The following is a 26,161-nucleotide window of genomic DNA, read 5'->3' as shown; positions in this document are numbered from 1 at the left end:
TCTATTACAAGCTTTTCCTAAAATTATCGCCTTTCCTCTTTTATTCGGAGTCATCGTCATCGCTCTCTCTTATTTCAACCATAGAAAACGATTTAAAGGATTTTGAATTCAAAAATTAACTATAAAACTGTCTTCAAATTTAGAAATAGTAAGGAAAACCGATTTTCATTTCGACAAATATCGACAAATTGTATTTTTAAACAAAAAAGACGAGGATAAAATCCCTCGTCTTTTCTCATTACTTTTCTTCAAATAATAACGCTTCTAATTCATTTAATTTCTCTTCAAATACTTGTAGTGCCTCTTTCACTGGTTCAGGAGATGCCATATCAACTCCTGCTTTTTTCAGCACTTCAATTGGATAATCAGAGCTTCCTGCTTTTAAGAATTCATTAATGTAACGTTCTACCGCTGGTTGCCCTTCTTCTAAAATCTGTTTAGATAGAGCCGTTGCTGCACTAAATCCTGTTGCGTATTGATATACGTAATAGTTGTAGTAGAAGTGCGGAATGCGAGACCATTCTAACCCAATTTCTTCGTCGATTACTAAAGCGTCACCGAAATATTTCTTATTTAAATCGTAGTAGATCTCCGTTAACATATCCGGCGTAACAGCATGTCCTTCTTGTACTTTCTTATGAATAATATGCTCAAACTCTGCGAACATCGTTTGACGGAATACAGTACCACGGAATCCTTCTAAATAATGATTTAATAAATATAGGCGCTCTTTTTTATCTTCTGTCGTTTTTAATAAATAATCATTTAGAAGCGCTTCATTACAAGTTGACGCTACCTCTGCAACGAAGATTGAATAATCACCGTATACGTGCGGCTGTGTCTTTCTTGTGTAATAACTATGCACAGAATGACCAAACTCATGAGCAAGTGTAAATAAATTATTTACATTATCATGCCAGTTCATTAAAATATAAGGATTTGTTCCGTATGCACCAGATGAATATGCTCCGCTTCGTTTTCCTTTATTCTCATACACATCTACCCAGCGATTTTCATATGCTTCTTTCAAAATTTCAACATACTCATCACCAAGTACGTTTAAAGATTTTAATAACATGTCTTGTGCTTCTTCATATTTCACATTCATTTTCACTTCTTGTACAAGTGGTGTATATAAATCGTACATATGAAGTTCATCAAGTCCTAGCGCACGCTTTCGAATATCGATGTAACGGTGCAATAAATGTAAGTGATCATTTACCGTTTCAACGAGTTGATCGTAAACTGCTTCAGGAATATTATTATTGCTCAATGCAGCTTGGCGAGCAGAGTCATATTTACGAATACGTGCATTGAAATTATTACGTTTCACCGCTCCGCTTAACGTACTTGCAAATGTGTTCTTAAATTTCCCATACGTTTCAAATACAGCTTTGAATGCATCTTCGCGAACACGACGATCATCACTTTCTAAAAACTGAATGTAACGACCATGCGTAATTTCTATTTCTTCTCCGTCCTCGCCTTTAATAGACGGGAATTTCAAATCCGCATTATTCAACATACCAAATGTATTACTTGATGAACTCATTACTTCAGATGCTTCCGCTAATAAAGCTTCCTCAGCCTCAGATAATACGTGTGGACGTTGACGTGTAATTTCTTCTAATGCATGTTCATATACACTTAAGTCTCTATTTTCTTTTAAAAATGCTTGTAGTGTATCTTCTGAAATAGATAAAATTTCAGGTACGATATACGCTGTGCTACTAGATACTTGTGAATATAAATTCGTCGCACGATCATTTAAAGCTTGATACACAGAGTTTGTTGTATCTTGATCGTAACGCATATGAGCATATGTATATAGCTTACCTAGTCGCATTGAAATTTCATCTTCATATTGCAGTGCCTCAAGTAAGTTGTTCGCAGAGTCACCAAGCTTCCCTTTAAATTCAGTTAACTGCGGTAGTAACTCTTTAATCGCTTGAAATTCTTTTTCCCATTCTGCATCTGTTTGGAAAATATCTTCTAATCGCCACGTACTTGCTTCTTCAATCTCATTGCGATCTGGTAATGTTTTTGCTTTATTTTGTTCAGACATTCTGTAAGCCCTCCTTTAAATATCTCTACTTAAGTACAATTCTGTTTTTCTTATGTAATTCCTTCACGTTCATTCTTTATTATATCCCCTTTTTCTTCTCCCATGTTGAACTTTGTCTCAAATAGAGATAGCGCATAAGTTAGGCAAATCTCATCATATTTCCTAACTTCCTCCTCCGTCTGTAACATAACTATATTCCTCATTTTTCGGTACGTATAAGTTCCTACTTTACGCAACACGCCTACAAAACATAAAAAAGTCATATATTCAGTAACCGCTACTTTCCATATATGTTGTGAAAAGTACGGAAGTAAGCGCCTTTTCGTATATTTTTTTACATAACTACACACATATTGAAGGGAAATACAATTCCCTACCGCAAGCTTTTCTATACACTTCATGTATAGAAATGCTTGCCATGTAAATGGATTTGTTTGAAAAGCAAATGAAGACGGGAGTGGCACACCAATTTCAGAAGGAAAGCTCGCTGGAGTACATTTAAATTGATATAAGAGGCGTAATAGTGACTTATGATTATAATTCCAAATAGACAGGGCATTTTGCCGAAAGTAGTCCTTTCGCTTCTTCCATTCCTGTCCTAATATTTCTTTCCGGAAAGGAACAGGGGAAAAGAGTAATTCAAAAGTAGTTGTATCGTTTGGTAAATACATAATATGTGAGAAAGAGACGTTTGTAGAAAACGGAGTGATAAAGGCACATTTCATAAATGATTTTTGTTTCGGACAGAAGAAAATAAGAAATGGCTGAGGATAAGATTGTAAGGAGAAAGCCAGAAGTGAGGAAAATTTCATCCAATATGCAGCTTGCTTTTTTAATTGATTTCCACCAATGATCCAGATGACCTGAATGCCCGCTTGCCAATACGAGTATGTTCGTTTAGAAAGTTGTTCTATGGAGAGATTGGCGCATTGATATTCAATCGCAATTTCCCTACCTGCTCTCTCTACGAAAATATCTGGTCTTTGCTGGATTTTTGGAAGGTAACGCTCTATATCCACATGGAAATTTTGACGTTTCAACCATCTATATAGCAATTCTTTACCGTGCATATGATATATAGATTCTGCTTCATAAAAAGCAAGGCATGACTCCACTTTCTTATGAGCAAAATGCCAACTTTTTTGTTTCCCTAATTTCATTTGCACTTCCTTTCCACAAGCTATACAAAAGAAACGCTCCCTTTTACGCATACGTTGTAAAAGCTCTTCATTTCGATTATAGAGTAGATGAATTTTCTCTCCGTTTTCTCTTTTAGCGATAAACATTATAATCACACCCTTTCAGCTCCTTATATTCTACAATTTATTACAAATCCCTTTTAAAAAAGAGATGTCCCAATTTCGGACATCTCTTTTTATAATAAAGGTGATAATAATCGATATGTCGATTCAACAATTCGTCTATGAAGACGTCTTTTATGAAAACGATCGACATGAATTTCACTTGATTCTTCTAAATCATCTTTAAAGTCTTGAACGAGTTTTCGAATGCTATCTGTATCATATAAAAAGGCATTCACTTCAAAGTTCAAATGAAAACTTCTCATATCCATATTTGCTGTCCCAATTGAAGCTAAATCAGAATCAACGATGACAACTTTACTATGAAGAAAACCTTTTTCGTATTCATATATCTTTACTCCTGCATCTAAAAGCTCAGGGAAATATGATCTTGATGCATAAAAGACAGTGCGCTTATCAGGCTTACTCGGCATTAATAAACGAACATCAATACCAGCAAGTGCCGCTACCTTTAATGCAGATAAAATATCATCATCCGGAATGAAATACGGTGTTGCAATCCAAATAGATTTCCGAGCAGAAGAGATCATTGCAAAATATAAATGTTTAATCGTTTCCCATTTATTATCTGGTCCACCTGCAATTAGCTGAACTCCGCCCCAATGATCACCTTCAACTGCTTTTGCCTGTAAATATTCTGGAGCCAGCACTGCCTCACCAGTCATATAAAACCAATCTTGAAGGAAAATAAGCTGTAAACTTTGAACAGCCTCACCACGCAAATATAAATGTGTGTCTCGCCAAAAACCGAAATATTTATCCTTCCCTAAATATTCATCTCCAATATTTAACCCACCTACAAACCCTTCATTTCCATCAATAACAACGATTTTCCGGTGGTTTCGATAATTAATCTTATCGTTTAAAATTGGAAAGCGCACAGGAAAGAACGGAATCATTTCGACACCTGCGTCATTTAATTCTTCAATATACGAATTCGATAACCTAAAACTTCCAACCGCATCATATAAAAACCGAACGACTACGCCTTCTTTTGATTTTTGTATTAAAATATCTTTAATTTCTGTTCCAAGCTTATCATCACGCACAATGTAATATTCCATATGAATGTGGTGTTTCGCTCGTTTTAATCCATCTAAAATGGCCTGAAACGTTTCATCCCCATTTGTTAATGTTCTCGTTTCCGTTTGAAATGAAATATTTAAAGCACCTAAGCGGTCCGCTAAACGAAATAACAGCTCTTGATGCTTATGATTACGTAACATCCGTTCTTCATAATCTTCATGCCCCTTATATTGTAAAAACGCCTGTTCATCCAGTAACGCCTTCTTTTGGAACATTCTCTTTCTCCGAAAGTTTTGTCCAAATAATAAATAAGCGAAGAATCCAAATACCGGAAAAATACCTAACACAATGAGCCATGTAAGTGTTTTAGACGGGTGACGGTTTTCTAAGAAAATAACGCAGCCAATTAAAAATGCAGATACCGTAAATAAAATACTAATAATACCTAAAATCGAAACATCTTTTATCCCAATTACATCCGAATAAAATGCTACATCAATAAACATACGTAACGAAACAAATAATGCGAACAATAGTAGAACAAAGAAAATCAACTTTAACGTATTTTTCATCTCTTACCTCCTTACTAAGAAAGCTTTCCTATTCTTCATATAAAAAGCCGATTTCATACTACAGAAATCGGCCTACGTTTTAGCAGGAAAATTATTGCGAATTGTTTCAAGCGCACGCTCTTTCACAATTTGTTTCCCATACTCACTCACACGATGAATTGTTAAAGTTGATTCTTCTCCATATTCTAAAATAATACTTAAAATACGATCAATTTCTTCTTCATCATGTAGCACTTCATCGAATTCCACATATACATAATAGCGGTCATCAAATGAATACAGCTCATCTTTTATATCTTCAAAGATAAGACGATGACTTAATGAAATAACATCTTCAAAATCATTAAACTTAATTAAAAAGCCAAACGTACCATCTTCATTAAAGTTTGTTCCTGTTTGTTCTTCTACCTCTTCCACTAATTCTTGCTGGAATAATGACTCGATACCCTCATCTAAAGGAATGTCTATAATTTTGTCTACACCTATCGGTAGCTCTAGCTTTTGTCCATCCTTTGAGAGCTCGGCTTTCGTGACAAGTACTTCAATCCCTTTATCGACTGCTTGCACTTGAATCCATAACGGTCCATCAATAAAGAAGTCATCATGATCACGAGCTTCGTCCATCATCTCCCAAAAGAGCTCTTCACTACGTTCGCGGTCATACCAAATTTCTTCACGATTAAACCCTCTGTCCTCTATATCAATGTACGTAATAAAAAACTTCATCGTATGATCGTTAATTCTTTCAATTTCCAAAATACAACTCTCCCTTCCTGTTTAGAATTGTTATGAAGGGATCCCCCACTCATATGACAAATCAATAGATTCTTGTACTCTCATTTTATGATAAGATTCTCCAGAAGGGAAATAAAATCGATTTATTTTACAAAAATAGTTATATGCCTATCTTTATTCGATTGTCTACATAAATATATCATTATGACAATTCTTTACACACGAAAAATTTGGACATACATTTCTATATTCCCCCGTACACTGTAATAAAGTGAAACTTCTATTAGAGGAGATTATTTAGTTCCCACTTTCTTCATCACATACATATATTTCGCTTATTAAAACATCATAAATGGAGGCAGACGAATGGACTTAGAGTTTTTAACATCTGTACTAATGATTGTCGGTATTGATGTTGTATTAGGTGGTGACAATGCAATTGTCATTGCATTAGCTAGCCGGAATTTACCTGAAGCAAAACGAAATAAAGCCATTTTGATCGGTACTCTTTTAGCAATTGTGCTACGAATTCTTCTTACAATAATAGCTGTCTACTTACTCGACATTCCATTTTTACAGCTTATCGGCGGCGTTTTACTTACATTCATTGCAGTAAATTTATTAACTGATAATAGCAACGATCTTTCTTCTATTCAAGGGAAAACAACTTTATTCCAAGCTGTGCGTACAATTGTATTCGCGGATCTCGTTATGGGGTTTGACAATGTCATCGCTATTGCAGGTGCGGCTCACGGAAGATTATTACTCGTCATAATCGGGTTACTCATTTCTATTCCGATTATTATTTGGGGCAGCAAACTTATTTTAATCCTTATGGAACGCTTTCCACTTCTCATTTATTGCGGAGCAGCGATACTCGCCTATACAGCTGGAAAGATGATTACACACGAAGACAGACTTGCAACCTTTTTTCATAACAACCCAAGTTTCACTACAAGCATTCCTTTCTTGTTCATTTTCACTGTTCTATGCATCGGTATTATCGTTCAACAAGTTCGCATACGAAATGTGAAACAATAAAAAAAACCTTCTACTATATAATAGGTAGAAGGTTTTCATATTATTATAATTAATTTACAAGACGTTGTGCTTCACGTAATTGGAACGTTCTTACTGTACGTGGTAAGAAACGACGGATTTCATCTTCATTGTAACCTACTTGAAGACGCTTCTCGTCAATCATAATTGGACGACGTAAAATCCCTGGATAGTCACGAATCATCTTATATAAATCTTGAAGTGGTAAAGACTCTAAGTTTACATTTAATTCTTGGAAAACTTTCGAACGAGTAGAAATAATCTCATCTGTTCCGCTTTCTGTCATACGTAAAATCTCTTTAATTTCCTCAATCGTTAATGGATCTGAGAAAATATTACGTTCTGTATAAGGAATATGATTTTCCTCTAGCCATAATTTCGCCTTTCTACAAGACGTACAGCTTGGAGAACTATATAATGTTACCATACAAAGCTCACTCTCCTTAAAGAGTACAAATTCTGTACTAATTACAGTTTAAAATTCTAACTTCAGCAATTTTTCGCGATAACTTGTCTTATAACAAAGTACAAAAATCGCATTTCATGTAAGCAACAACTTATAATAAACAACAATTACTTTTAATAAGTAACTTCTATAATCATTATACAATAGATTTTGCAAGAAATATACAGTAAATTTCCTACTAGTTGAGAAAACTCTTCCGCGTATTCCACTGCTATGTAACATTATTATGCTCACTTTAGCTGTACTTTAACAATGACCTTCAAACCTTTTAATACTCACTTCCCATTGATTTTTCATATAATATATAGTTATTTATCTATAATTTTCCCTAAAAAAAGAGAACGTTTTCTTACTTTTTCTTGATAAATCAATTAAGAAATGTAAGACTATATAAATGAGAATCGAAAGGAACGTTTGTTCTTATTTTAACAAACATTCTCCCTCCTGTCTACACGATTTCTAAAGTAAACCAAATATTTTTCTGACATTTCTTTCTTTTTTATCTTTTATCTCATACAATAAAAATACAGACAGGCAAAGGGGGAATTTGCAAATGATTGCTTTTTTTATTGATTTTGTTACTGTTGCTGCCCTCATCATCGGAATCACAGCATTGATTGGTGTCATTTCAAATAGCATCGGTGAAAAACTCTTTGGCGGAAAAGAAAAAATGAAGTTTGTTAACAAAAGTTTGGATGTACAATCCGGATGGAACCAAGTTGGTGGGAAAGGTATTTATAAGAAACGTACGTATTAAAAAAAAGCAGGTAATCACCTGCTTTTTTCTTATTTCTCTACTGACGCCCATTTAAAGCTTAAATCGCCACCATATTTATGGTTGTACATATTTTTAATTGAATCTCTTTGTAAGTATGCTCTACCACGTTGATATACTGGAACAATCGCAGCATCATCAAGTAACATTTTCTCTGCTTCTAGTAAGTTTTTCCAACGAGCATTTACATCGCTTCCATCTTTCTTCGCTTTCATGATAATCTCATCATATTTCGGATTAGAATATTTCATTTTATTTTGTGATCCGTCCGTTACAAACATATCAAGGTATGTAACTGGATCTGGGAAGTCTGCACTCCATCCAGAGAATGACATGACGTAATCGCCCGCATCTTCTAATTTTAGTTTTTGTGCAAATGGTTGTTGTTTAATTTTCACTGTTAAACCTGGTAAATTCTTTTCTAACTCACCTTTTAAATATTCACCAGTTTTCTTCGATAATTCAACGTCTTCATTTAATAGCTCTAATTCGATTTCATTTTTACCAAGCTCTTTTTTACCAGCTTCCCAATACTTCTTCGCTTCTTTCACGTTTGGTTTTACAATATCTCCATTTACAGCACGGAAGTCCTTTTTATCCGGTCCTTTAATGAAGTTATCAGGAATTAATCCTGTCGCTGGCTTAGAACCGTTATTTAATAGCGTGTCAACAAACGGCTTACGTTCAAAAGCAAGAGAAATTGCTTTACGAATATTTTTATTTGCTAACGCTGGATCTTTTTGATTTAAACGAAGGAAGAATACAGATGTATCTTCTACTGTTTGGAAATCTGGTTTTCCTTTATATTTATCGATGAACTCTGCTAATAACGTCGCTCGATCGACTGCGTTTGTTTCATATAAATTGATTGGCGTAGACGTATCTTTTACAATATTAAAGTTTACTTCCTCAATCTTCACTTCTTTATTTTCCCAATAAGATGGGCTCTTTGTCATTTTAAAGCTACGTTCATGTTGCCAATCACTTAGTGTAAACGGTCCATTATATAGTGTTGTATTTGCTTCTAAACCAAACTTCGTCCCCTGCTCTTTTACAAACTTTTCATTCACAGGATAGAAGATTGGATATACCATTAAATCTACAAGATATGGAATTGAATTGTCTAATTCCACTTCTAATGTATAGTCATCAATTGCTTTTACGCCTAATTGGTCTGGACTCATCTCTTTTTTATTAATTTTCTCTGCATTTTTTATATCATACATAATGTACGCTGATTTCGCAGCTGTGTCTGGGTTAATCGCTCTTTGCCATGCGTACACGAAATCTTTCGCCGTCACAGGCTCACCATTTGACCATTTTGCGTCTTCACGTAATTTAAATGTATATTTTTTACCGTCTTCTGACTTTTTGAATTCCTTCGCTACACCTGGAACTAGCTTATCATCTTTTCCTAAACTGTATAAGCCTTCCATCGTATTAGTCATTACTCTTGAAGAAACTGCATCAGCTGATAATGCTGGATCCATCGTTGGAATTTCTTGCGTTTCAATTAAGTTAATAACTTGCTTCGCACCGCTCTTCCCGCTATCCCCTTTTGCGTTCGCTTGCGATTGTTCATCTTTTTGATAACTACATGCCCCTAAAATCATGCTCATTGCTACCGTTGATAATACAAAAACCGGCATCTTTTTTTTCATATTTCCACCCTCCATAAAAATGTTAGCCCTTTCATTTTCAAACAAAAAGAAATATATATATGTTCTAATAATTCATATTATACACACAAATATATTTTTTGTATATTTATATTTCTATCTTATTAAAATTTCCTGTGAAAAAATAAATCTTTGAAAACGTTTCACATTACCAGTTTACCCGACTGAAGTGTCGGAAATAACAAATTTTAAACTTTTCTAAATTATCAGAGAAAAACAAATTTTATATTTTATAATATTTTTTGTATAATTATCCTTCTCTTTTTAGCATAAAATAAAGGTCTCTTCATATTAAAAATATGTAGGTTAAAATGAGTGCAAAGGATAAGAAAGTATGTTACGATACACTTTGCTAAAAATAGATATCGGTAAAGAGGGGACGGACATGACAGCAATTCACTCAAAAAACGGGCCGACAGAAAAATTAAGTTTATTCTTATTAACATGGCCTATTTTTCTAGAAGTTTTTCTTTTTATGTTGATGGGGATCGCTGATACTTTCATGTTAAGTGCATTATCAGACGATGCTGTATCTGGGGTTGGTGCAGCGAATCAATATCTTCATATCGCTATTTTGGTACTAGAAGTAATCGGGAATGGCGCTGCGATCGTCGTATCTCAATACCTCGGTTCCAAACGTTTTATGGAAGCATCTAAAATATCAGCATTAGCCGTCACATTAAATTTAGTGGTCGGACTCGTTATAAGTGCTGGTTTTCTTTTATTTTCAAAACATATGATGATGGCAATGAATTTACAAGGCGATGTACTAACGTATGCACAAAGCTATTTATCCATCGTCGGAGGAGCCATTTTCCTTCAAGCTATTATTAACTCGTTAGCCGCAATTATTCGCGTTCACGGCTTTACAAAGCAAGCAATGTTTGTTTCGCTTGGAATGAATATTATTCATATCGCCGGAAACTACGTACTTATTTTCGGGAAGTTCGGTTTCCCTGAACTTGGTGTACAAGGGGCCGCGATTTCTTCCGCTGTCAGTCGACTACTGGCACTGATTGTGTTCTTCTGGTTACTATACCGCGTTATGGAATACCGTGTAAAATTACAATATTACTTCACCTTATCAAAAGAATACGTGGGGAAAATTTTAAAAATTGGCATTCCATCTGCTTTTGAACAAGTCATGTATCAAGCTTGCCAAATTGTCTTCCTGTACTACGCAACTTACTTAGGAACAGAATCGTTAGCTGCTAGACAATATGCTACTAACATTTCCATGTTTACTTATTTATTCGCAATTGCAATCGGTATGGGAACAGCTATTATCGTGGGACGCCTAGTTGGCGGAAATGAAAAAGATGAAGCATACACACGTGTATGGAAAAGTGTACAATGGGCAATTGGTGTGACTTTATTTATGGTCGCTCTCGTTATTACATTCCGCACACAATTAATGGGGGTATTTACTGATAATCCTCATATTATCGCTCTAGGGGCAAGCGTTCTTTTACTAAGTGTACTACTCGAAACAGGACGTACGATGAACATCGTCATCATTAATTCCCTTCGTGCAGCCGGTGATGCAAAATATCCAGTTTTAATTGGTGCGTTCTCTATGGTGTTAATGAGTTTGCCACTCGGTTACTTTTTCGCCTTCCATTTAGATATGGGACTCGTTGGTATTTGGCTAGCGATTGCTATCGATGAATGGACGCGGGCAATTATTATGTTCTTCCGCTGGAGAAGTAGAGCATGGGAAAGTTACGCACTTGTTAAACCGAATGAGCAAGAAGAGAATGTTTCTGTTCAGGCGCAGTAGCACTTCTTTGATTAAGGTGCATTTATTGATAAATACACTTTATATCGGTGATTCTTTAAATATATCGACTTATCGACAAATATAGTAAAAAAGGTCATTCTTCCGTAACGGAAGAATGACCTTTTTTTATTGATAAATCTCTTTATATTTCTTGTACTCTGCTTCAGAACATAATACGAAATGTCCTGGGCGAATTTCACGCATTGTTGGTGCTTCATTACCATAATCATGCTGCGATGGATCGTATACGATACGTTTACGATTGCGCTCATAATCTGGATCTGGAAGCGGAATCGCTGATAATAGTGATTTTGTATATGGATGAATTGGATTCGCATATAACTCATCACTTGTTGTTAGCTCAACGATTTGACCACGATACATTACGCCGATGCGGTCACTAATGTATTTTACCATTGATAAATCATGGGCAATGAATAAGTATGTTAAACCTTTTTCTTTTTGTAACTGTTTCAGTAAGTTTACAACTTGCGCCTGGATCGATACGTCAAGTGCTGAGATTGGCTCATCGGCAATGATAAATTCAGGTTCTACAGCAAGCGCACGAGCGATACCGATACGTTGACGTTGTCCACCCGAGAATTCGTGCGGGAAACGGTTTGCGTGTTCTTTATTTAAACCAACTGTGTTTAACAGTTCATGAACACGGTCCATACGTTCTTTTTTACTTTTTGCTAATCCGTGAATATCAATACCTTCTGCAATAATATCCCCTACTGTCATACGAGGGTTTAATGATGCATATGGATCTTGGAAAATCATTTGCATTTTACGGTTGAACTTCTTCAGTTCTGCGCGTGATTTCTTACCATGTACGTTTTCACCATCGAACAACACTTCACCAGCAGTTGCATCATATAAACGAATAATCGTTCTTCCAGTTGTTGATTTACCACAACCAGATTCTCCTACAAGCCCGAATGTTTCTCCGCGGAAAATATCAAATGAAATATCATTAACCGCTTTGACAACACCACCACTCACGTCGAAGTGTTGTTTTACATTTTTTACTTCAATTAATTTCTCACGTTGTTTAGTCATGTTGTTCACCTGCTTTCATTTGAAGAATACGTTTTTCAACAACTGCCGGCGGTTTTACTTCTGGTGCTTGCTCGTGAAGTAACCAAGTTGCCGCATAGTGTGTATCACTTACTTTAAATAAAGGCGGTTCCATTTCAAAATCAATTTTCAGCGCCTGTGGGTTACGTGGTGCAAAAGCATCACCCTTTGGCGGTTTTAATAAGTCAGGAGGCGTTCCTGGAATCGCATATAGCTCTTCCTCTGATCCATCTAAACTTGGCATAGATGCGATTAAGCCCCATGTGTACGGATGTTTTGGGTTGTAGAAAATTTCATCTACAGTTCCAATTTCAACAACTTTACCAGCATACATAACCGCAACTCGGTCAGCAACGTTTGCTACTACACCTAAGTCATGCGTAATGAAAATGATTGCTGCTTCTGTCTTTTGCTGAATGTCTTTCATAAGCTCTAAAATTTGCGCCTGAATCGTAACGTCTAGCGCTGTTGTCGGCTCATCGGCAATTAATAATTTCGGGTTACAAGCTAACGCCATCGCAATAACTACACGCTGTCTCATACCACCTGAGAATTGGTGAGGATATTGTTTTAAACGTGCTTCTGGATTTGGAATACCTACAAGGTCGATTAATTCTAACGCAACTTTACGTGCGTCTCCTCTACTCATCCCTTGGTGTTTAATAAGACCTTCCATAATTTGATTCCCAATTGTCATCGTTGGATTTAATGATGTCATTGGATCTTGGAAAATCATTGCGATATCTTTACCACGAACTTGCTGCATTTCTTTTTCCGTTAATTTCGTTAAATCACGACCGTCAAATATAATCTCTCCATTTTTAATACGGCCTGGAGGATTTGGGATTAACCCCATTAGCGCTTTAGAAGTAACTGATTTCCCAGAACCAGACTCTCCTACAATCGCTAATGTTTCCCCTTTTTTCAAATCAAAAGTAACTCCGCGCACTGCTTGTACTTCACCTGCATGTGTATCAAAGGAGACTTGTAAATCTTTTACCTCTAACAATGTTTTCATTTTTACTTCTCCCTCCTCGTTTACTTACGCATTTTTGGATCTAACGCATCGCGTAATCCATCTGCCATTAAGTTGAATGCTAGAATTAACATACTGATGACAACCGCAGGGATGAACATCATGTGTGGATACGTTTGAATAGATTTATAACCATCATTTACAAGAGAACCAAGTGACGCGAATGGTGGCTGAATTCCTAAACCAATGAAACTTAAGAACGCTTCACCAAACACCGCTGATGGAATTGTAAACATTGTCATTACGATAATAGGTCCCATTACGTTTGGAATTAAGTGTTTTACAATTAATTGCGTGTTCGTTGCACCTAATGTACGAGATGCTAATACATATTCTTGGTTTTTTAACTTTAAGATTTGTCCACGAACAATCCGCGACATCCCTATCCAACCTGTAATCGCCATCGCGAGTGTAATCGACCAAATACCAGATCCCATAATGATTACCATTAAAATAACGATGATTAAGTATGGAATACCGTTAATAATCTCCATAATACGTTGCATAATATTATCTACTCTACCACCGTAGAATGCTGAAATACCTCCGTATGCAACCCCAATTACTAAGTCAATTGCTGCTGCTAAAAGAGCGATATATAATGATACGCGTGTACCTTCCCATGTTCTTGTCCATAAGTCACGGCCAAGATCATCTGTACCAAACCAGAAGTACTCTTTAATATCACGTTTTTCATATTGGTCAACACCATATTGATCTGTACCGTCAAATGGTAACCAATGAACATTTTCAATAACTGGAATTTTTGGTGGTAATTTCGCACGACCTAAATCTTGCTCTTTATACGAGTGTTTACTTACCATCGGTCCAAAAATCGCTAATAGCGCAATGATTACTAATAATACAAGGCCAAGCATCGCACCTTTATGTTGGAACAAACGTCTTCTTACATCTTGCCAAAACGTTAAGCTTGGACGGGCAATGACTTCATTATCAACATTATTTTGATTGGCTTGTTGAAATAAATCTGGAGATAATTTTTGTACATCTTTCATCATTTTTTCCCTCCCGCTAAACGAATACGAGGATCAATAATTCCGTATAAAATATCGACAATGAAAATAACTAAAATGAAGATTGCACTATAGAAAATCGTAGTTCCCATAATAACTGTATAGTCATTTAAAGTAATCGATTTAACGAATTGTTCCCCAAGTCCTGGTACAGCATAAATTTGCTCGATAACAAGTGTTCCTGTAATTAATGCCGCAACCATTGGTCCTAAAATTGTTACAACTGGAATTAACGCGTTACGAAGTGCGTGTTTTACAATGATAACGCCTTGACTAATTCCTTTTGCTTTCGCTGTTAAAATATAGTCTGACTGCATAACTTCAATTAATTCTGCACGAGAGAAACGTGCGATTGTTGCGATAACTCCCATCGATAATGCAATTGTAGGCATTACAGTAAACTCTGGTCCTTTCCAGAATGCTACCGGGAACCAACCAAGTTTTACCCCTACGAAATATTGTAGTAATGCGGCGAATACGAATGATGGTACCGACATTCCGAGTACCGAAATAACTGTTGCACTATAATCCACCCACGTATTATTACGAAGTGCGGCAACAATACCTAAAATTAAACCGATAAATGTCCCTAATATAATCGCTTGTAAACCTAATTGGGCTGATGGTCCAATACGATCCACAATCATGTCTGTTACTGGGCGGTTATCATATTGGAACGATACCCCTAAATCACCTTTTGCTAAGTTACCTAAGTAACGTGCGTATTGAACTGGTACCGGATCATTTAATCCGTATTTTTCAAGAATGATTTCTTTTTGTGCCGGTGATAGCTTCTCCTGGTTTTTAAGCGGAGAACCCGGAAGTAATTTCATCAAAAAGAAAGTCAGTGTAGTAATTAAAAATAATGTCAAAGCCATGTACACGAAACGTTTTAATACATAACGTCCCATAGTCAAGCACCTCCCCGTTTTTCTCAAAAGCAATAAGATAGTTTAAAATATTCTTACTTTTATTTTTTTAAAATAAGAGCATATGCCCATCATAGGCATATACCCTTGTAAACGATGGAAAAAAAAGATTATTTTTGTTCAACAGATGCCCATTTGTAAGTTAATTTACCACCATAGTTAATTGGGATAATATCTTTTACGGCACCTTTTACTACATACGCTGAACCTTTTTGGAAGATTGGAGTGATAACTGCATCCTCTTTAATTAACATCTTCTCTACTTCTAGAAGGTTGTTCCAGCGAGCTTGTAAATCTTTTGTATCTGTTTTAGCTTTTAGGATTAACTCATCATACTTCTGATTAGAATACCCTGTTTTATTTTGAGAACCATTCGTAACAAACATATCTAAATATGAGATTGGATCTGGGAAATCTGGTCCCCAAATACCAAACGCAATATCATATTGCTGAGAATCTTCTAATTTATTTTTTTGTGCGAATGGTTGCTGTTTAATTTTAATTGATAAACCTGGTAAGTTCTTTTCTATCTCACCTTTTAAGAATTCACCAACTTTTTTAGCATCTTCATTATCAAAGTTTAAGAATTCTAGTTCGATTTTATCAGTTCCAAGCTCTTTCTTCGCTGTTTCCCAAAGCTTTTTCGCTTCTTTTGGATTTGTTTCAACTAGCTTTCCATTTTCAGCTCGGAAATCTTTTTTATTCGGACCTTCAGCGAAATCTTTTCCAACAAATCCGTAAGCTCCAATTGCACCGTTATTTAAAATAACTTTCGCAATGTTATCACGGTCAAAGGACATTGAAATTGCTTTTCTTAAGTTTTTATTACTTAAGTACTGATTACTTTGATTAAATCTTAAGTAAGCAACCCCTGCTTCTTTTCTTGTTTGGAACTCTGGGCTTTGTCTAAACTTATCAACAAATTCAGACGTTAAAGCCGCACGATCAATCGCGTTTGTCTCATATAAATTTACATCAGTTGCTGTATTTTTTACAATATTAAAGTTGATTTCTTCGATTTTAACCGTTTTATTATCCCAATATGAAGGATTCTTCTTGAATTGGAAACTTTGTTCATGTTTCCAATCACTCATAACGAATGGACCGTTATATAATGTTGTATTTGCCTCTAAACCAAACTTATCACCTTGTGCTTTTACAAAGTTTTCATTTAGCGGGTAAAATACTGGATAAACTGTTAAATCGATAAAGTAAGGAACGGGATTGTCTAATTCCACTTCTAATGTATAATCATCAATCGCTTTTACACCTAATTGGTCAGCAGGTAATTCTTTTTTATGAATTTTCTCTGCATTTTTAATATCGAACATAATGTACGAATACGTTGCTTTTGTATCTGGATTTACGGCTCTTTTCCATGAATACACAAAGTCTTTAGCGGTTACAGGTTCCCCATTTGACCATTTCGCATCTTTTCTTAATTTAAATATGTATTTCTTCCCATCATCTAGCTTTTCGACATCTTCTGCAACGCCAGGCATTCTCTTTTGATCTTTGCCAATACGATATAAACCTTCCATCGTATTATTTAATGCTGTAGAAGATGAAGAGTCAGATGCTAATGATGCATCCATTGACGGAATTTCAGATAACTCTGTTAAATTAAGAATCTGTTTTCCGTTACTACTACTCGTAGCGTTCTCTTTCCCTTTTGCTTTTGCGTCATCTTTTTGGTAGCTACACGCGCCAAGCAACATACTTGCAGTTAAAGTTGATGCAAGTAATAACGGTATCTTTTTCTTCATGTTGTGTTGCCTCCCCTAATTGCACTTCCTGTACCCTCACTTGTTAAAAAGTAGAATTGAAAGAATAATCTCCAAGTTTCTACAATTTTCATTATACATATAATACGACGATTGTGAATATAGTTTTTTGTTTTTTTGTTAAAATTTTTAATAAAATGTTTATATTTTTAATTTTTCGTAAAGGGATACGTTAACATTGCTACCATCATCTTAAAATCAGACCTTTAATTGCGTATAATTTTCAAAAAATTATTTCTAGTACTTATTATAGCTTTTATAGTATAATAATTCTAGTAATATTTTGACGGAGGGGAATATTTTGAATAAAGTTTTTTTTCATACTTGTATACTAATTTTTATAGCGATGATTGCTTCTAGTATTGGTGCATTCCTCATTTCATCTCAATTTTTGTTGAACTTTGTCAACATCTCGTTTTATATCGCGCTATTTTTTATTCTGATAGGTGGTTTTTTATTCATATTTCAAAATGGATTTTTCAATGTAACTCTTTACGCTTTCCAGAGAGTATTTGGCACGAACAAAAAAATAGACTCGTTAATTGAAGAATCCGAGGAACCGGTGAATAAGAAAGAACGTATTTATAAAACATATTCATTCAAATGGACATATCCTATTTGTATTACAGGTATCATACTCGGAGCGTTCTCGACTCTCATTAGCTTTACTATTTTGATGTAGTTTGCAAACACTATCCCATATGATATAATTATCAGCAAAACATTTTGTTATAAAACTTTAGTTCTTTCATATTAAAAGAGCTCAGTTAACAATAAATAAATTTATATGTATGCGATGATAAAGAAGAGTACATATTGAAACAATTTCAGAGAGCTTGTGGCTGGTGTGAACAAGTAATTGTACAATGTGGAATGGGCTTTTGAGCACCAAACCGAACCGAAAGTAGTAGGCCTTGGCGTTATATCCAGACGTTACTATGGATTAGAGAGATTTCACAGTAGTGAAATAATTAGGGTGGTACCGCGGTCCATTCGTCCCTATAGTTTTTTGGGATGAATGGGCTTTTTTGTTTGCCTTCTCTTCCCTATCACGCATTCAAATTTAGGAGGAAATAATTATGTCAGTTATCTTTTCTGGTATTCAGCCAAGCGGAACGATTACACTTGGAAACTATTTAGGGGCTATGAAGCAATTTACAGAGCTTCAAAACGAACACGATTGCTATTTCTGTATTGTAAACCAACATGCCATTACAGTACCTCAAGATCCTATACAACTTCGCAAAAACATTCGTAGTCTTGCTGCACTTTATGTAGCATGCGGCATCGATCCTGAAAAAGCTACTTTATTTGTACAATCAGAAGTACCTGCACACGCTCAACTAGGATGGATCATGCAATCTGTTGCTTACGTTGGAGAATTAGAGCGTATGACGCAATATAAAGATAAAGCTTCAGGTAGAGATTCAGTTCCAGCTGGATTACTTACGTATCCACCATTAATGGCTGCTGATATTTTACTTTATAACACAGAAATCGTACCTGTTGGTGATGACCAAAAACAACATATGGAATTAACACGTGATCTAGCAGAGCGTTTCAACAAACGCTTCCGTGAAGTGTTCATAGTTCCTGAAATTCGTATTCCAAAAGTAGGAGCTCGCGTTATGTCATTAACAGAACCTACGAAAAAAATGAGTAAATCTGATCCGAATCCAAAATCAATGATCAGTATGCTTGATGAACCAAAAACAATTGAAAAGAAAATTAAAAGTGCTGTAACAGATTCAGAAGGTATCGTGAAATTCGATAAAGAAAATAAACCTGGAATCTCTAACCTATTAACAATTTACTCTTCATTCTCAGGAAAAACAGTTGAAGAAATAGAAGCAATGTATGAAGGAAAAGGATACGGCGACTTCAAAGGCGACTTAGCACAAGTAGTCGTAGAAGCAATTCGCCCAATCCAAGACAAATATAACGAACTAATCAGCTCCCCAGAACTAGACGAAATTCTAGACAAAGGTGCCGAAAAAGCAAACCGCGTTGCATTCAAACAACTACGCAAAGTAGAAAACGCAATGGGACTAAGCAGAAAGCGTAGATAATATATAAAGCGGAGGCGACTGTTTATCCCTGACGGCTAAGGTTCTTTCCCACAGAAGGTGCTTTTTACCTTCTAGTGGGGAAGGTTCTTAGACGCGAAGGGCTAGGAGCCGGAGCTGGATTTCTATATAAAGCGGAAGCGGCTCGTTTAGAATGTGAGGGGGATGGAGCTCCTGACGTAGAGGCGCTTTTTGCCTCGCAGGAAGGCGCGAAGCCACCGAACATTCTTGCCGCTGAAGCTAGATTTCACCAAATTAAAAAACCGCCAATTGGCGGTTTTTTAATTTACCTTTTGCTCATTTTCCATTTCCCATAACTTTTCAAAAAACGGCTGTCCTTTTACAAGGCGCTCGCATAATTGTTCGTGCTTCTCAGACCAGCCTGATTTCGCTTCATCATATAGTCTTGCCCAAATATCTTCAAATTCCATATGTTGGACCGTTCCATATGCTGACGGATCCCATTCTGTGTACCAATAGCGAATTTCCGCTGTGTTTTTCGTTGTATGTAATTGATCTAACGCCATAAATAATAATTGTTTTAGCTGTCTCTCTTTACGAGTTAAGCCATTCATAATGAAAGGCGATGGTGATAAAATATGATGTTCCTTTTCTGTTTCCTCTACTTGGAACTCATACTTTTCTGCTTGTACGTTTTCCACCATCTCATATACCATCTGCTCTTGGCGAGGTATAAGTCTACTTTTTCTAATTGGTACATTGTAACCAATTGTATCAATCGCAATAATTCCTTTTCCATCTGTAACAACAAAGCAATACTCTTGCTGCAAACGTTCATGATTTTTACGAATATAAGCCTTATGATGTACGTCTTCCAACAACTTTTGCGGAAGCTCTAACAATTCGTTCTCGATGTAATGATATAATGTGGCATCTACTTTTAATAATGGCACTTGATCTAATAGTTCAATCGTATCATCTTTCCGCCATTCGTAAAAATGACAAACGTTATACCCATTTTCTTCACCTTCAAACCAATTTACCCATACATCATGTAGATATAACATTCTCTATCCCTCACTTCACTACTGTTTGTACCAATCATTATGTTCATTTTCGCTTAACTTTATTCCACTTAAGGAAATATATTCTAATTATTATTTTTCCTTCTATAATATCTAAAAAAACAGGAGATAGACCTCCTGTTTTTCATGGAATACGAAATGTATTTGCTTTACTCAATATTTCTTTCGCATCTATAGGTAATAAAGACAGTGTATCTTCCCCTTCAAACGCTACACAATCTTTTACAATGTGAAATCCAAGCGCATAACCAAGCATTTTCGGATAAGAATGAAGTCCGTTTAATAATACGTCATGCTCCCTCGTTCCTCGTTTTATACTTATTCTTTCTTGAACAACGTTTTGCCAATAATAAATCGCCTCTTCTTTTGAAAGATATTTCGTCCACGGTGCATTATTTTTTTCTGTATATCTTTCCGTTACTGCTTGCTCAGCTAACCCTTCCATAATCATCGTATCAAGTAACGTATACTCTGTTTCTTTCGTCTCAATTTGATGTAACCTGCATATGTGGTGATATTCATGTGCCAATAACACTTTTAATTCTTCCACCGAATTCCGTCCACATACGAATAAGAAAATAACGTGACGCATAGATAATCCAGCTTTTCCGTTATACTCTTCTTGTACAGTTCGATTATACGAATCTGATAATAAAATAAAGATAGGGACATCCGGACCTTTTAACCAATTTTTCAATTTATCATACTCCATACGTAACTCTTTCCAAATTTCTTTTTTCTCTAATTCTTTAATTTCACGTTCTCCTCGCATTACTGGGCGATACATACCTTTAGAAATTAAAAAACGATACAACCTTTCTTTTGGTAGTGGAATATACTTCGTAAATTTCTCACAAAGCTTTTCTGGCCGTCCATAATATAGATGTAACCACTCGGCTGTTTCAACAACCCCCATCTTTATCCCCCCTTTTTCTTATGTATATGCAAAAGAAGAAAAAGGCGTAAAAATAAATAAGGTGTTTTTTCGTAGTTTATTACGAAAAAACACCTTATTTCATCTATTATTTATACGATTTAAATACTAATACTGCGTTATGACCACCGAACCCTAGTGAGTTACTTAATACAGCTTTTACTTCTTGCTGTCTCGCTTTATTCGGTACGTAATCTAAATCACATTCTGGATCTGGTGTTTCATAGTTAATTGTTGGAGGAATTACTCCGTCCGTAATTGATTTAATAGAGAAGATCGCTTCAACAGCACCAGCTGCACCTAGTAAGTGACCTGTCATAGATTTCGTTGAGCTAATGGCTACTTTATATGCATGCTCACCGAAAGTTTCTTTAATTGCCATCGTTTCGTATTTTTCATTTGCATCTGTACTTGTACCATGTGCATTAATGTAATCGATATCTTCTGGCTCTAGACCTGCATCCGCTAAAGCTTGACGCATTGCACGCACTCCGCCTTCACCGCCAGGAGCAGGCATTGTAATATGGAATGCATCTCCAGTTGCGCCATAACCAGCGATTTCCGCATAAATGTGAGCACCACGTGCTAATGCATGCTCTAATTCTTCAAGAATTAGAATCCCTGAACCTTCACCCATTACGAAACCGCTACGGTTTTTATCAAATGGGCGGCAAGCAGTTGCTGGATCTTCATTAAATGTTAATGCTTTCGCTGAACTAAATCCTGCGAATGCCATACTTGTTAACGGTGCTTCTGCTCCACCTGTAATCATTGCATCCGCATCACCGCGCTGAATTGCTTTAAATGCATCACCAATTGAGTTTGCACCAGATGCACAAGCCGTTACAGAACAAGTGTTAATTCCTTTCGCTCCAGTCGCAATAGATACTTGACCTGCTGCCATGTCTGGAATCATCATCGGTACGAAGAATGGACTCACGCGGCGTGGACCTTTCTCAGTAAAAATCTTAAATTGTTCTTCGTATGTTTCCATACCACCAATACCAGAACCAATCCATACACCAATTCGAGGTCCGTTTTCTTCTGTAATTTCAAGCTTTGCATCCGCAACTGCCATTTTCGCTGCTGCTACTGCATATTGTGTAAAGCGATCCATACGGCGCGCTTCTTTTTTATCAATATATTTCTCGACTTCAAAGTCGTTAATTTCTGCTGCTACTTTTGCTGGAAATAGTTCCGGATCAATTCTTGTAAGTCGCCCGATTCCAGATACACCCTTTTTTATGTTTTCCCAAGCTGTTTCAACATCTGTTCCGATCGGTGTAACAGCTCCTAGTCCTGTAATTACGACCCTCTTTTTTTCCATACAAAATACACTCCTTTTTTCTCTCAATCCTTATTTACCCCAACGAAGAGCTACTGCTCCCCATGTTAATCCACCGCCGAAACCAACAAGTATAATTAAATCACCGTCTTGAATACGTCCATTTTGCAATTCCTCTACCATTGCAATTGGAATGGAAGAAGCTGATGTATTACCGAACTTTTCAATTGTCATACTCATTTTTTCTTGTGGTAAATTTAATCTCTCTCTCGCAGATTCCATAATACGAATATTCGCTTGATGTGGTACTAAGAAATCCACATCCTCTTTCGTAAGACCAGCTTTATCTAACACACGAAGACAAGAATCTCCAAGTTGACGAACAGCAAATTTAAAGACTTCTCTGCCATTCATCATAACATACTCGTCTTGATAAAGATGCTTGCCGCCACTTCCGTCTGCTCCTAATTCGAAAGATAAAACGCCTCTTCCTTCTGAAACAGCTCCCATTACGATAGCGCCAGCTCCGTCTCCAAATAGTACTGCTGTGTTTCGATCATTCCAGTCTACAATTTTAGATAGTTTATCACTACCAACTACTAATACATTTTTATAAGTTCCAGTTTGAATAAATTGCTGTGCTGTAATCATTCCGTACATAAAACCAGCACACGCTGCACTTAAATCCATTGCCGCTGCGTGTTTCGCTCCAATTGCCTCTTGAATCACACAAGCTACTGCTGGAAAAGCACGATCTGGCGTTACTGTTGCCACTAAAATAAGATCGATATCCTCTCCGCTAATCCCTGCATCTTCAAGTGCTTTTTTAGAAGCCTCTACGGCCATATATGAAGTATCTATTGTCTCATCGGCAATGCGTCTCTCTGCAATTCCCGTTCTCGTACGAATCCATTCATCGGATGTATCCATTACTTTCTCTAAATCGTGATTTGTGACTACTTTTTCTGGCACATATCTTCCGATCCCTAAAATGCCCACGTTCACATCGCAGCCCTCCGTTTTATATCAATTATTATGACTTGGTACTAATTTTAAAACATAAATTTACTTTTGTCTAGAATATATTTCAGCTAAAACAGAAAGCTAGCGTTTTATTCTCTTTATTTTTCAGTAAAAACAACGAAAACATACCTTCCCCTATTCTTCCCCTTACTTCGCTCGAAATATAAAAAGACCCGAACCGCTTCTACTCACGGTTCGAGCCTCTCTCCCCTCAAAAAGAAGGGTTTTATTCTTTGTCTGCTTTCCCAAGCTCATATGCTTCATTCATAACTTTCATTAATAACTCTAACACTGGTTGTGCCTTCTCCATATCAAGCTCAATTCCATTCGAATCTAAAATTGCCTTTGCTTCTGGTAAATGCTTCATTGCGATTTGTAAAAATTGCATGCTTTTTTCGTTCATATTATACTCTTCCTCTCCATTAAAACTTTCAATTCATAATCCATACAATAGTGTAACACGTGCACTATCCTTCGTATAACTCTTTATATTTTTTCATATGTGCCAATTGTTTATTTAAACCGTATTCTAACGGGGTATTTCTTTTTATCGGAATATCCTCGGCCGCTTCATCTCTTTCTTCCTTATTATTTTTATTCACTTTATCATCTGCACGTAAAAGATTCATCCCTTTTTCCCATAACGACCGTTTACCACTAAGTAAATTGTATATACCGAGATGCTCTCCGTTCGTTCCATTTCCCCATAAGTATTCGCATACATCTTCAATGTAAAGTAAATCGCTTCCTTTTTCCTCACTCGTACAACGGCACTCTTTCTCATCCAGTTCTGATAAAATGAGCTGATGATACATCATAAAGGATGGTTGCCACGGACCATATAATGTAGGAACTCGAAATACACTATATTGTAATTCCCCTTTTTTTAACCCTTCTTCTACTTTCGAAAATAGGCGTTTATTTTCGGAGCCCCCTGTGCATCCTACCTCAATAGAAGAAATCAGATTTAGCTTTACTTTATTTTCTTCACACATTTTTATAATCCGCTTTAAATATTGTAATATGACTCTTTCATTCCGAAAGCCACTTTGCTGGTTTGGTTCACACAAACAAAAGTAAACTGCATCGAAATTCTCTTCCTCCACTGATCTCCATCCATCTTCATCTCTTATTGGATAGTACGTAAATAAAGCGTTTCGCCCAATTAACAATAACTTCTCTTCATTAATTTTTGTCATACTATCATATTCATCAAAATCAAGACCATACACTTCTACTTCTTCTGCAATCATTTTATTCACAAGGTGATAACCTACAAACGTAAGTGCACCTATAATCAGCACGCGTTCCATACCACCAACCCTTTCCCCTTGAAACAAATAGCTCCTCATTTATGTATATGGGAGCCTCACAATTCTTCTTCATATTTTTTAAAGAAATCCGTTGTTTGTCTAACCATTTTATATTTCACATCTTGGAGATGGAATAAGACAGAAGTATCACATTGATTGAATTGCCTCATTTTCTCGTATTTACGTAACAACTGTTTTCTTCCTCTTTTTTCTTGTGTTGATACGAAAATTTTAACAGGTACACAAGACGGAAGAAGCGTAAATGATTTCTTATTTATTTTTGATTCTAATTCTTCTTCTTTGGAATCGTACGCCAAACTTAATTCCTTCACTAATCTTTTGTAAAAAAACTTATGCTCTTTTTCGAACTCCACATATTCTGGCAAATCTAAACACGGATTTAACATAATGACAGAACGTATACTTTCAGGGTATTTGTTCATCATTTCAAGCGCTACAAGCGCACCCATACCATCTGCCATAATGTGCATTTTCGTATTTAATGTCTCTTTTCTCAAAACAACATCATATAAACGTTTCGCTAGACGAACAGATTGGTCATTCCCCCAGTGTCTTCCATATAAATTAGAAGAAAAGACCGTGTAGCCTTCCTCAATAAGGCCATGTAAAAAATAAGATCTTCCCGCATGCTGTGTCCATAAACTTGTACCATTCTCAATAAAGTAGTTGTAATCACCGAGGAGCATAACTGAAAACCCATTTGGCTTCTCCGGTAAATAAATGACACATGGTTCTTTTTCTAAGTAAAAAAAACGTTCCGTAATACTCATTTTTCCCCCGCCTTATTTTCTAAACGTATAAAACCACTCTTTTATAATGTATGAACGGAATGCAAATTTGCGTTGAAAAATCTACAAATATTTTTCTATATTCTTTTTTCAATTGTGTTACAATAAGGACAGATTGAACGAATAGAGGTGTAAAATATGCGTTTCATTTGGGCATTAATTTGGTCGTTCGCGCTTGTACATATGATGAGCTACGTAATCGGCTCTATGACTGGCGGTACATACGATTTTAACCAAGCGTCTATTTTCTCAGTTGTTCTTGCGGTATTAGTATTAGCGATTTCAGCTGCAATTCCAAACGAACCAGTAGAACAACACTAAAAAGAGTCCGGATTTTATCCGA

Annotated in this window: 25 protein-coding genes and 1 other annotated feature; of the genes, 7 read left to right on the top strand and 18 right to left on the bottom strand. The window is 36.1% G+C overall.

All coding sequences use genetic code 11. From position 1 onward, the window contains the following. Nucleotides 1-238: 238 nt before the first annotated feature. From pepF to mecA, 4 genes are all read right to left on the bottom strand, one after another. Nucleotides 239-2,065 (bottom strand): oligoendopeptidase F, encoded by a 1,827-nt coding sequence (pepF, locus tag MHH42_RS05910; protein ID WP_000003362.1) that lies wholly within the window; start codon nt 2,063-2,065, stop codon nt 239-241. Nucleotides 2,066-2,115: 50 nt separating this feature from the next. Continuing rightward, nucleotides 2,116-3,360, bottom strand: a complete 1,245-nt coding sequence (locus MHH42_RS05905; RefSeq protein WP_002093814.1) for a competence protein CoiA — start codon at nt 3,358-3,360, stop codon at nt 2,116-2,118. Between the two features lie 80 nt (nt 3,361-3,440). Beyond that, a complete protein-coding gene (locus MHH42_RS05900) occupies nt 3,441-4,985 on the bottom strand; it encodes a cardiolipin synthase (protein WP_000799211.1) in 1,545 nt (514 codons plus the stop codon). A gap of 72 nt (nt 4,986-5,057) precedes the next feature. Then, a complete protein-coding gene (mecA, locus tag MHH42_RS05895) occupies nt 5,058-5,741 on the bottom strand; it encodes an adaptor protein MecA (protein WP_000402125.1) in 684 nt (227 codons plus the stop codon). A 345-nt stretch (nt 5,742-6,086) separates the two neighbouring features. Here mecA and MHH42_RS05890 point away from each other — a divergent pair, with 345 nt between their 5' ends. Further along, nucleotides 6,087-6,761, top strand: a complete 675-nt coding sequence (locus MHH42_RS05890; RefSeq protein ID WP_000362596.1) for a TerC family protein — start codon at nt 6,087-6,089, stop codon at nt 6,759-6,761. Between the two features lie 49 nt (nt 6,762-6,810). Here the strand turns inward: MHH42_RS05890 and spx are convergent, their stop codons facing one another. Then, nucleotides 6,811-7,206, bottom strand: a complete 396-nt coding sequence (spx, locus tag MHH42_RS05885; protein WP_000258267.1) for a transcriptional regulator Spx — start codon at nt 7,204-7,206, stop codon at nt 6,811-6,813. A gap of 592 nt (nt 7,207-7,798) precedes the next feature. Between spx and MHH42_RS05880 the strand changes: the two genes are divergently transcribed. After that, a complete protein-coding gene (locus MHH42_RS05880; RefSeq protein WP_000559975.1) occupies nt 7,799-8,002 on the top strand; it encodes a hypothetical protein in 204 nt (67 codons plus the stop codon). A gap of 29 nt (nt 8,003-8,031) precedes the next feature. Here MHH42_RS05880 and MHH42_RS05875 read toward each other — a convergent pair whose 3' ends face one another. Next, on the bottom strand, nt 8,032-9,681 hold the full coding sequence (locus tag MHH42_RS05875; RefSeq protein ID WP_000728607.1) for a peptide ABC transporter substrate-binding protein: 1,650 nt from the start codon (nt 9,679-9,681) through the stop codon (nt 8,032-8,034). Nucleotides 9,682-10,033: 352 nt separating this feature from the next. Between MHH42_RS05875 and MHH42_RS05870 the strand changes: the two genes are divergently transcribed. Beyond that, a complete protein-coding gene (locus MHH42_RS05870; RefSeq protein ID WP_002156289.1) occupies nt 10,034-11,479 on the top strand; it encodes an MATE family efflux transporter in 1,446 nt (481 codons plus the stop codon). A gap of 126 nt (nt 11,480-11,605) precedes the next feature. Here the strand turns inward: MHH42_RS05870 and MHH42_RS05865 are convergent, their stop codons facing one another. The 5 genes from MHH42_RS05865 to MHH42_RS05845 all read right to left on the bottom strand — a co-directional run bounded on the left by MHH42_RS05865 (nt 11,606) and on the right by MHH42_RS05845 (nt 17,324). Then, a complete protein-coding gene (locus MHH42_RS05865) occupies nt 11,606-12,541 on the bottom strand; it encodes an ABC transporter ATP-binding protein (RefSeq protein WP_000166337.1) in 936 nt (311 codons plus the stop codon). Then, entirely contained in the window at nt 12,534-13,577 is a 1,044-nt protein-coding gene (locus tag MHH42_RS05860) for an ABC transporter ATP-binding protein (RefSeq protein WP_000854338.1), read from the bottom strand. The genes MHH42_RS05865 and MHH42_RS05860 overlap by 8 nt, the downstream gene beginning before the upstream one ends. A gap of 20 nt (nt 13,578-13,597) precedes the next feature. Next, a complete protein-coding gene (gene opp3C / locus MHH42_RS05855) occupies nt 13,598-14,614 on the bottom strand; it encodes an oligopeptide ABC transporter permease (RefSeq protein WP_000974107.1) in 1,017 nt (338 codons plus the stop codon). Then, nucleotides 14,611-15,540 carry an oligopeptide ABC transporter permease gene (gene opp3b / locus MHH42_RS05850; protein WP_000534168.1) on the bottom strand — a complete coding sequence of 310 codons (930 nt, stop codon included), beginning with the start codon at nt 15,538-15,540 and terminating at the stop codon, nt 14,611-14,613. The genes opp3C and opp3b overlap by 4 nt, the downstream gene beginning before the upstream one ends. Nucleotides 15,541-15,668: 128 nt before the next feature. Continuing rightward, nucleotides 15,669-17,324 carry a peptide ABC transporter substrate-binding protein gene (locus MHH42_RS05845; protein ID WP_000727209.1) on the bottom strand — a complete coding sequence of 552 codons (1,656 nt, stop codon included), beginning with the start codon at nt 17,322-17,324 and terminating at the stop codon, nt 15,669-15,671. A 319-nt stretch (nt 17,325-17,643) separates the two neighbouring features. On the opposite strand from MHH42_RS05845, the gene MHH42_RS05840 reads away from it, so the two are divergent. The 3 genes from MHH42_RS05840 to MHH42_RS05830 all read left to right on the top strand — a co-directional run bounded on the left by MHH42_RS05840 (nt 17,644) and on the right by MHH42_RS05830 (nt 19,725). After that, entirely contained in the window at nt 17,644-18,024 is a 381-nt protein-coding gene (locus tag MHH42_RS05840) for a DUF3899 domain-containing protein (protein WP_001045000.1), read from the top strand. Nucleotides 18,025-18,129: 105 nt separating this feature from the next. Beyond that, nucleotides 18,130-18,346, top strand: a binding site (T-box leader). A gap of 75 nt (nt 18,347-18,421) precedes the next feature. Continuing rightward, nucleotides 18,422-19,411, top strand: coding sequence for a tryptophan--tRNA ligase (gene trpS, locus MHH42_RS05835; RefSeq protein WP_000110979.1), 990 nt, complete (start codon nt 18,422-18,424; stop codon nt 19,409-19,411). A gap of 74 nt (nt 19,412-19,485) precedes the next feature. Further along, nucleotides 19,486-19,725, top strand: coding sequence for a hypothetical protein (locus tag MHH42_RS05830; RefSeq protein ID WP_097838061.1), 240 nt, complete (start codon nt 19,486-19,488; stop codon nt 19,723-19,725). On the opposite strand, the gene MHH42_RS05825 is transcribed toward MHH42_RS05830, so the two are convergent. The 7 genes from MHH42_RS05825 to MHH42_RS05795 form a co-directional block, all read right to left on the bottom strand. Continuing rightward, nucleotides 19,690-20,436 (bottom strand): YjbA family protein, encoded by a 747-nt coding sequence (locus MHH42_RS05825; protein WP_000966122.1) that lies wholly within the window; start codon nt 20,434-20,436, stop codon nt 19,690-19,692. The genes MHH42_RS05830 and MHH42_RS05825 overlap by 36 nt on opposite strands. 142 nt (nt 20,437-20,578) lie before the next feature. After that, nucleotides 20,579-21,370, bottom strand: coding sequence for a DUF2268 domain-containing protein (locus MHH42_RS05820; protein ID WP_000539318.1), 792 nt, complete (start codon nt 21,368-21,370; stop codon nt 20,579-20,581). A 106-nt stretch (nt 21,371-21,476) separates the two neighbouring features. Continuing rightward, complete coding sequence (gene fabF, locus MHH42_RS05815) at nt 21,477-22,715, bottom strand: beta-ketoacyl-ACP synthase II (protein ID WP_000412641.1); 1,239 nt, start codon at nt 22,713-22,715, stop codon at nt 21,477-21,479. A 30-nt stretch (nt 22,716-22,745) separates the two neighbouring features. Next, on the bottom strand, nt 22,746-23,678 hold the full coding sequence (gene fabH / locus MHH42_RS05810; RefSeq protein WP_001100553.1) for a beta-ketoacyl-ACP synthase III: 933 nt from the start codon (nt 23,676-23,678) through the stop codon (nt 22,746-22,748). Between the two features lie 244 nt (nt 23,679-23,922). Then, nucleotides 23,923-24,099, bottom strand: coding sequence for a ComZ family protein (locus MHH42_RS05805; protein WP_001003338.1), 177 nt, complete (start codon nt 24,097-24,099; stop codon nt 23,923-23,925). Nucleotides 24,100-24,163: 64 nt separating this feature from the next. Beyond that, the gene (locus MHH42_RS05800; protein WP_000486175.1) at nt 24,164-25,036 is read right to left on the bottom strand and encodes an NAD-dependent epimerase/dehydratase family protein; all 873 of its coding nucleotides are present in this window, start codon (nt 25,034-25,036) and stop codon (nt 24,164-24,166) included. A gap of 29 nt (nt 25,037-25,065) precedes the next feature. After that, entirely contained in the window at nt 25,066-25,800 is a 735-nt protein-coding gene (locus MHH42_RS05795) for a hypothetical protein (RefSeq protein WP_000028709.1), read from the bottom strand. 156 nt (nt 25,801-25,956) lie between these two features. Here MHH42_RS05795 and MHH42_RS05790 point away from each other — a divergent pair, with 156 nt between their 5' ends. Beyond that, nucleotides 25,957-26,139, top strand: coding sequence for a YjzD family protein (locus tag MHH42_RS05790; RefSeq protein WP_001211112.1), 183 nt, complete (start codon nt 25,957-25,959; stop codon nt 26,137-26,139). The last annotated feature ends 22 nt before the right edge of the window (nt 26,140-26,161 follow it).

This window comes from Bacillus sp. FSL L8-0099, from assembly GCF_038006385.1.
GTDB classification, from domain to species: domain Bacteria; phylum Bacillota; class Bacilli; order Bacillales; family Bacillaceae_G; genus Bacillus_A; species Bacillus_A toyonensis.
This window is presented reverse-complemented; position numbering and strand designations above follow the sequence as displayed.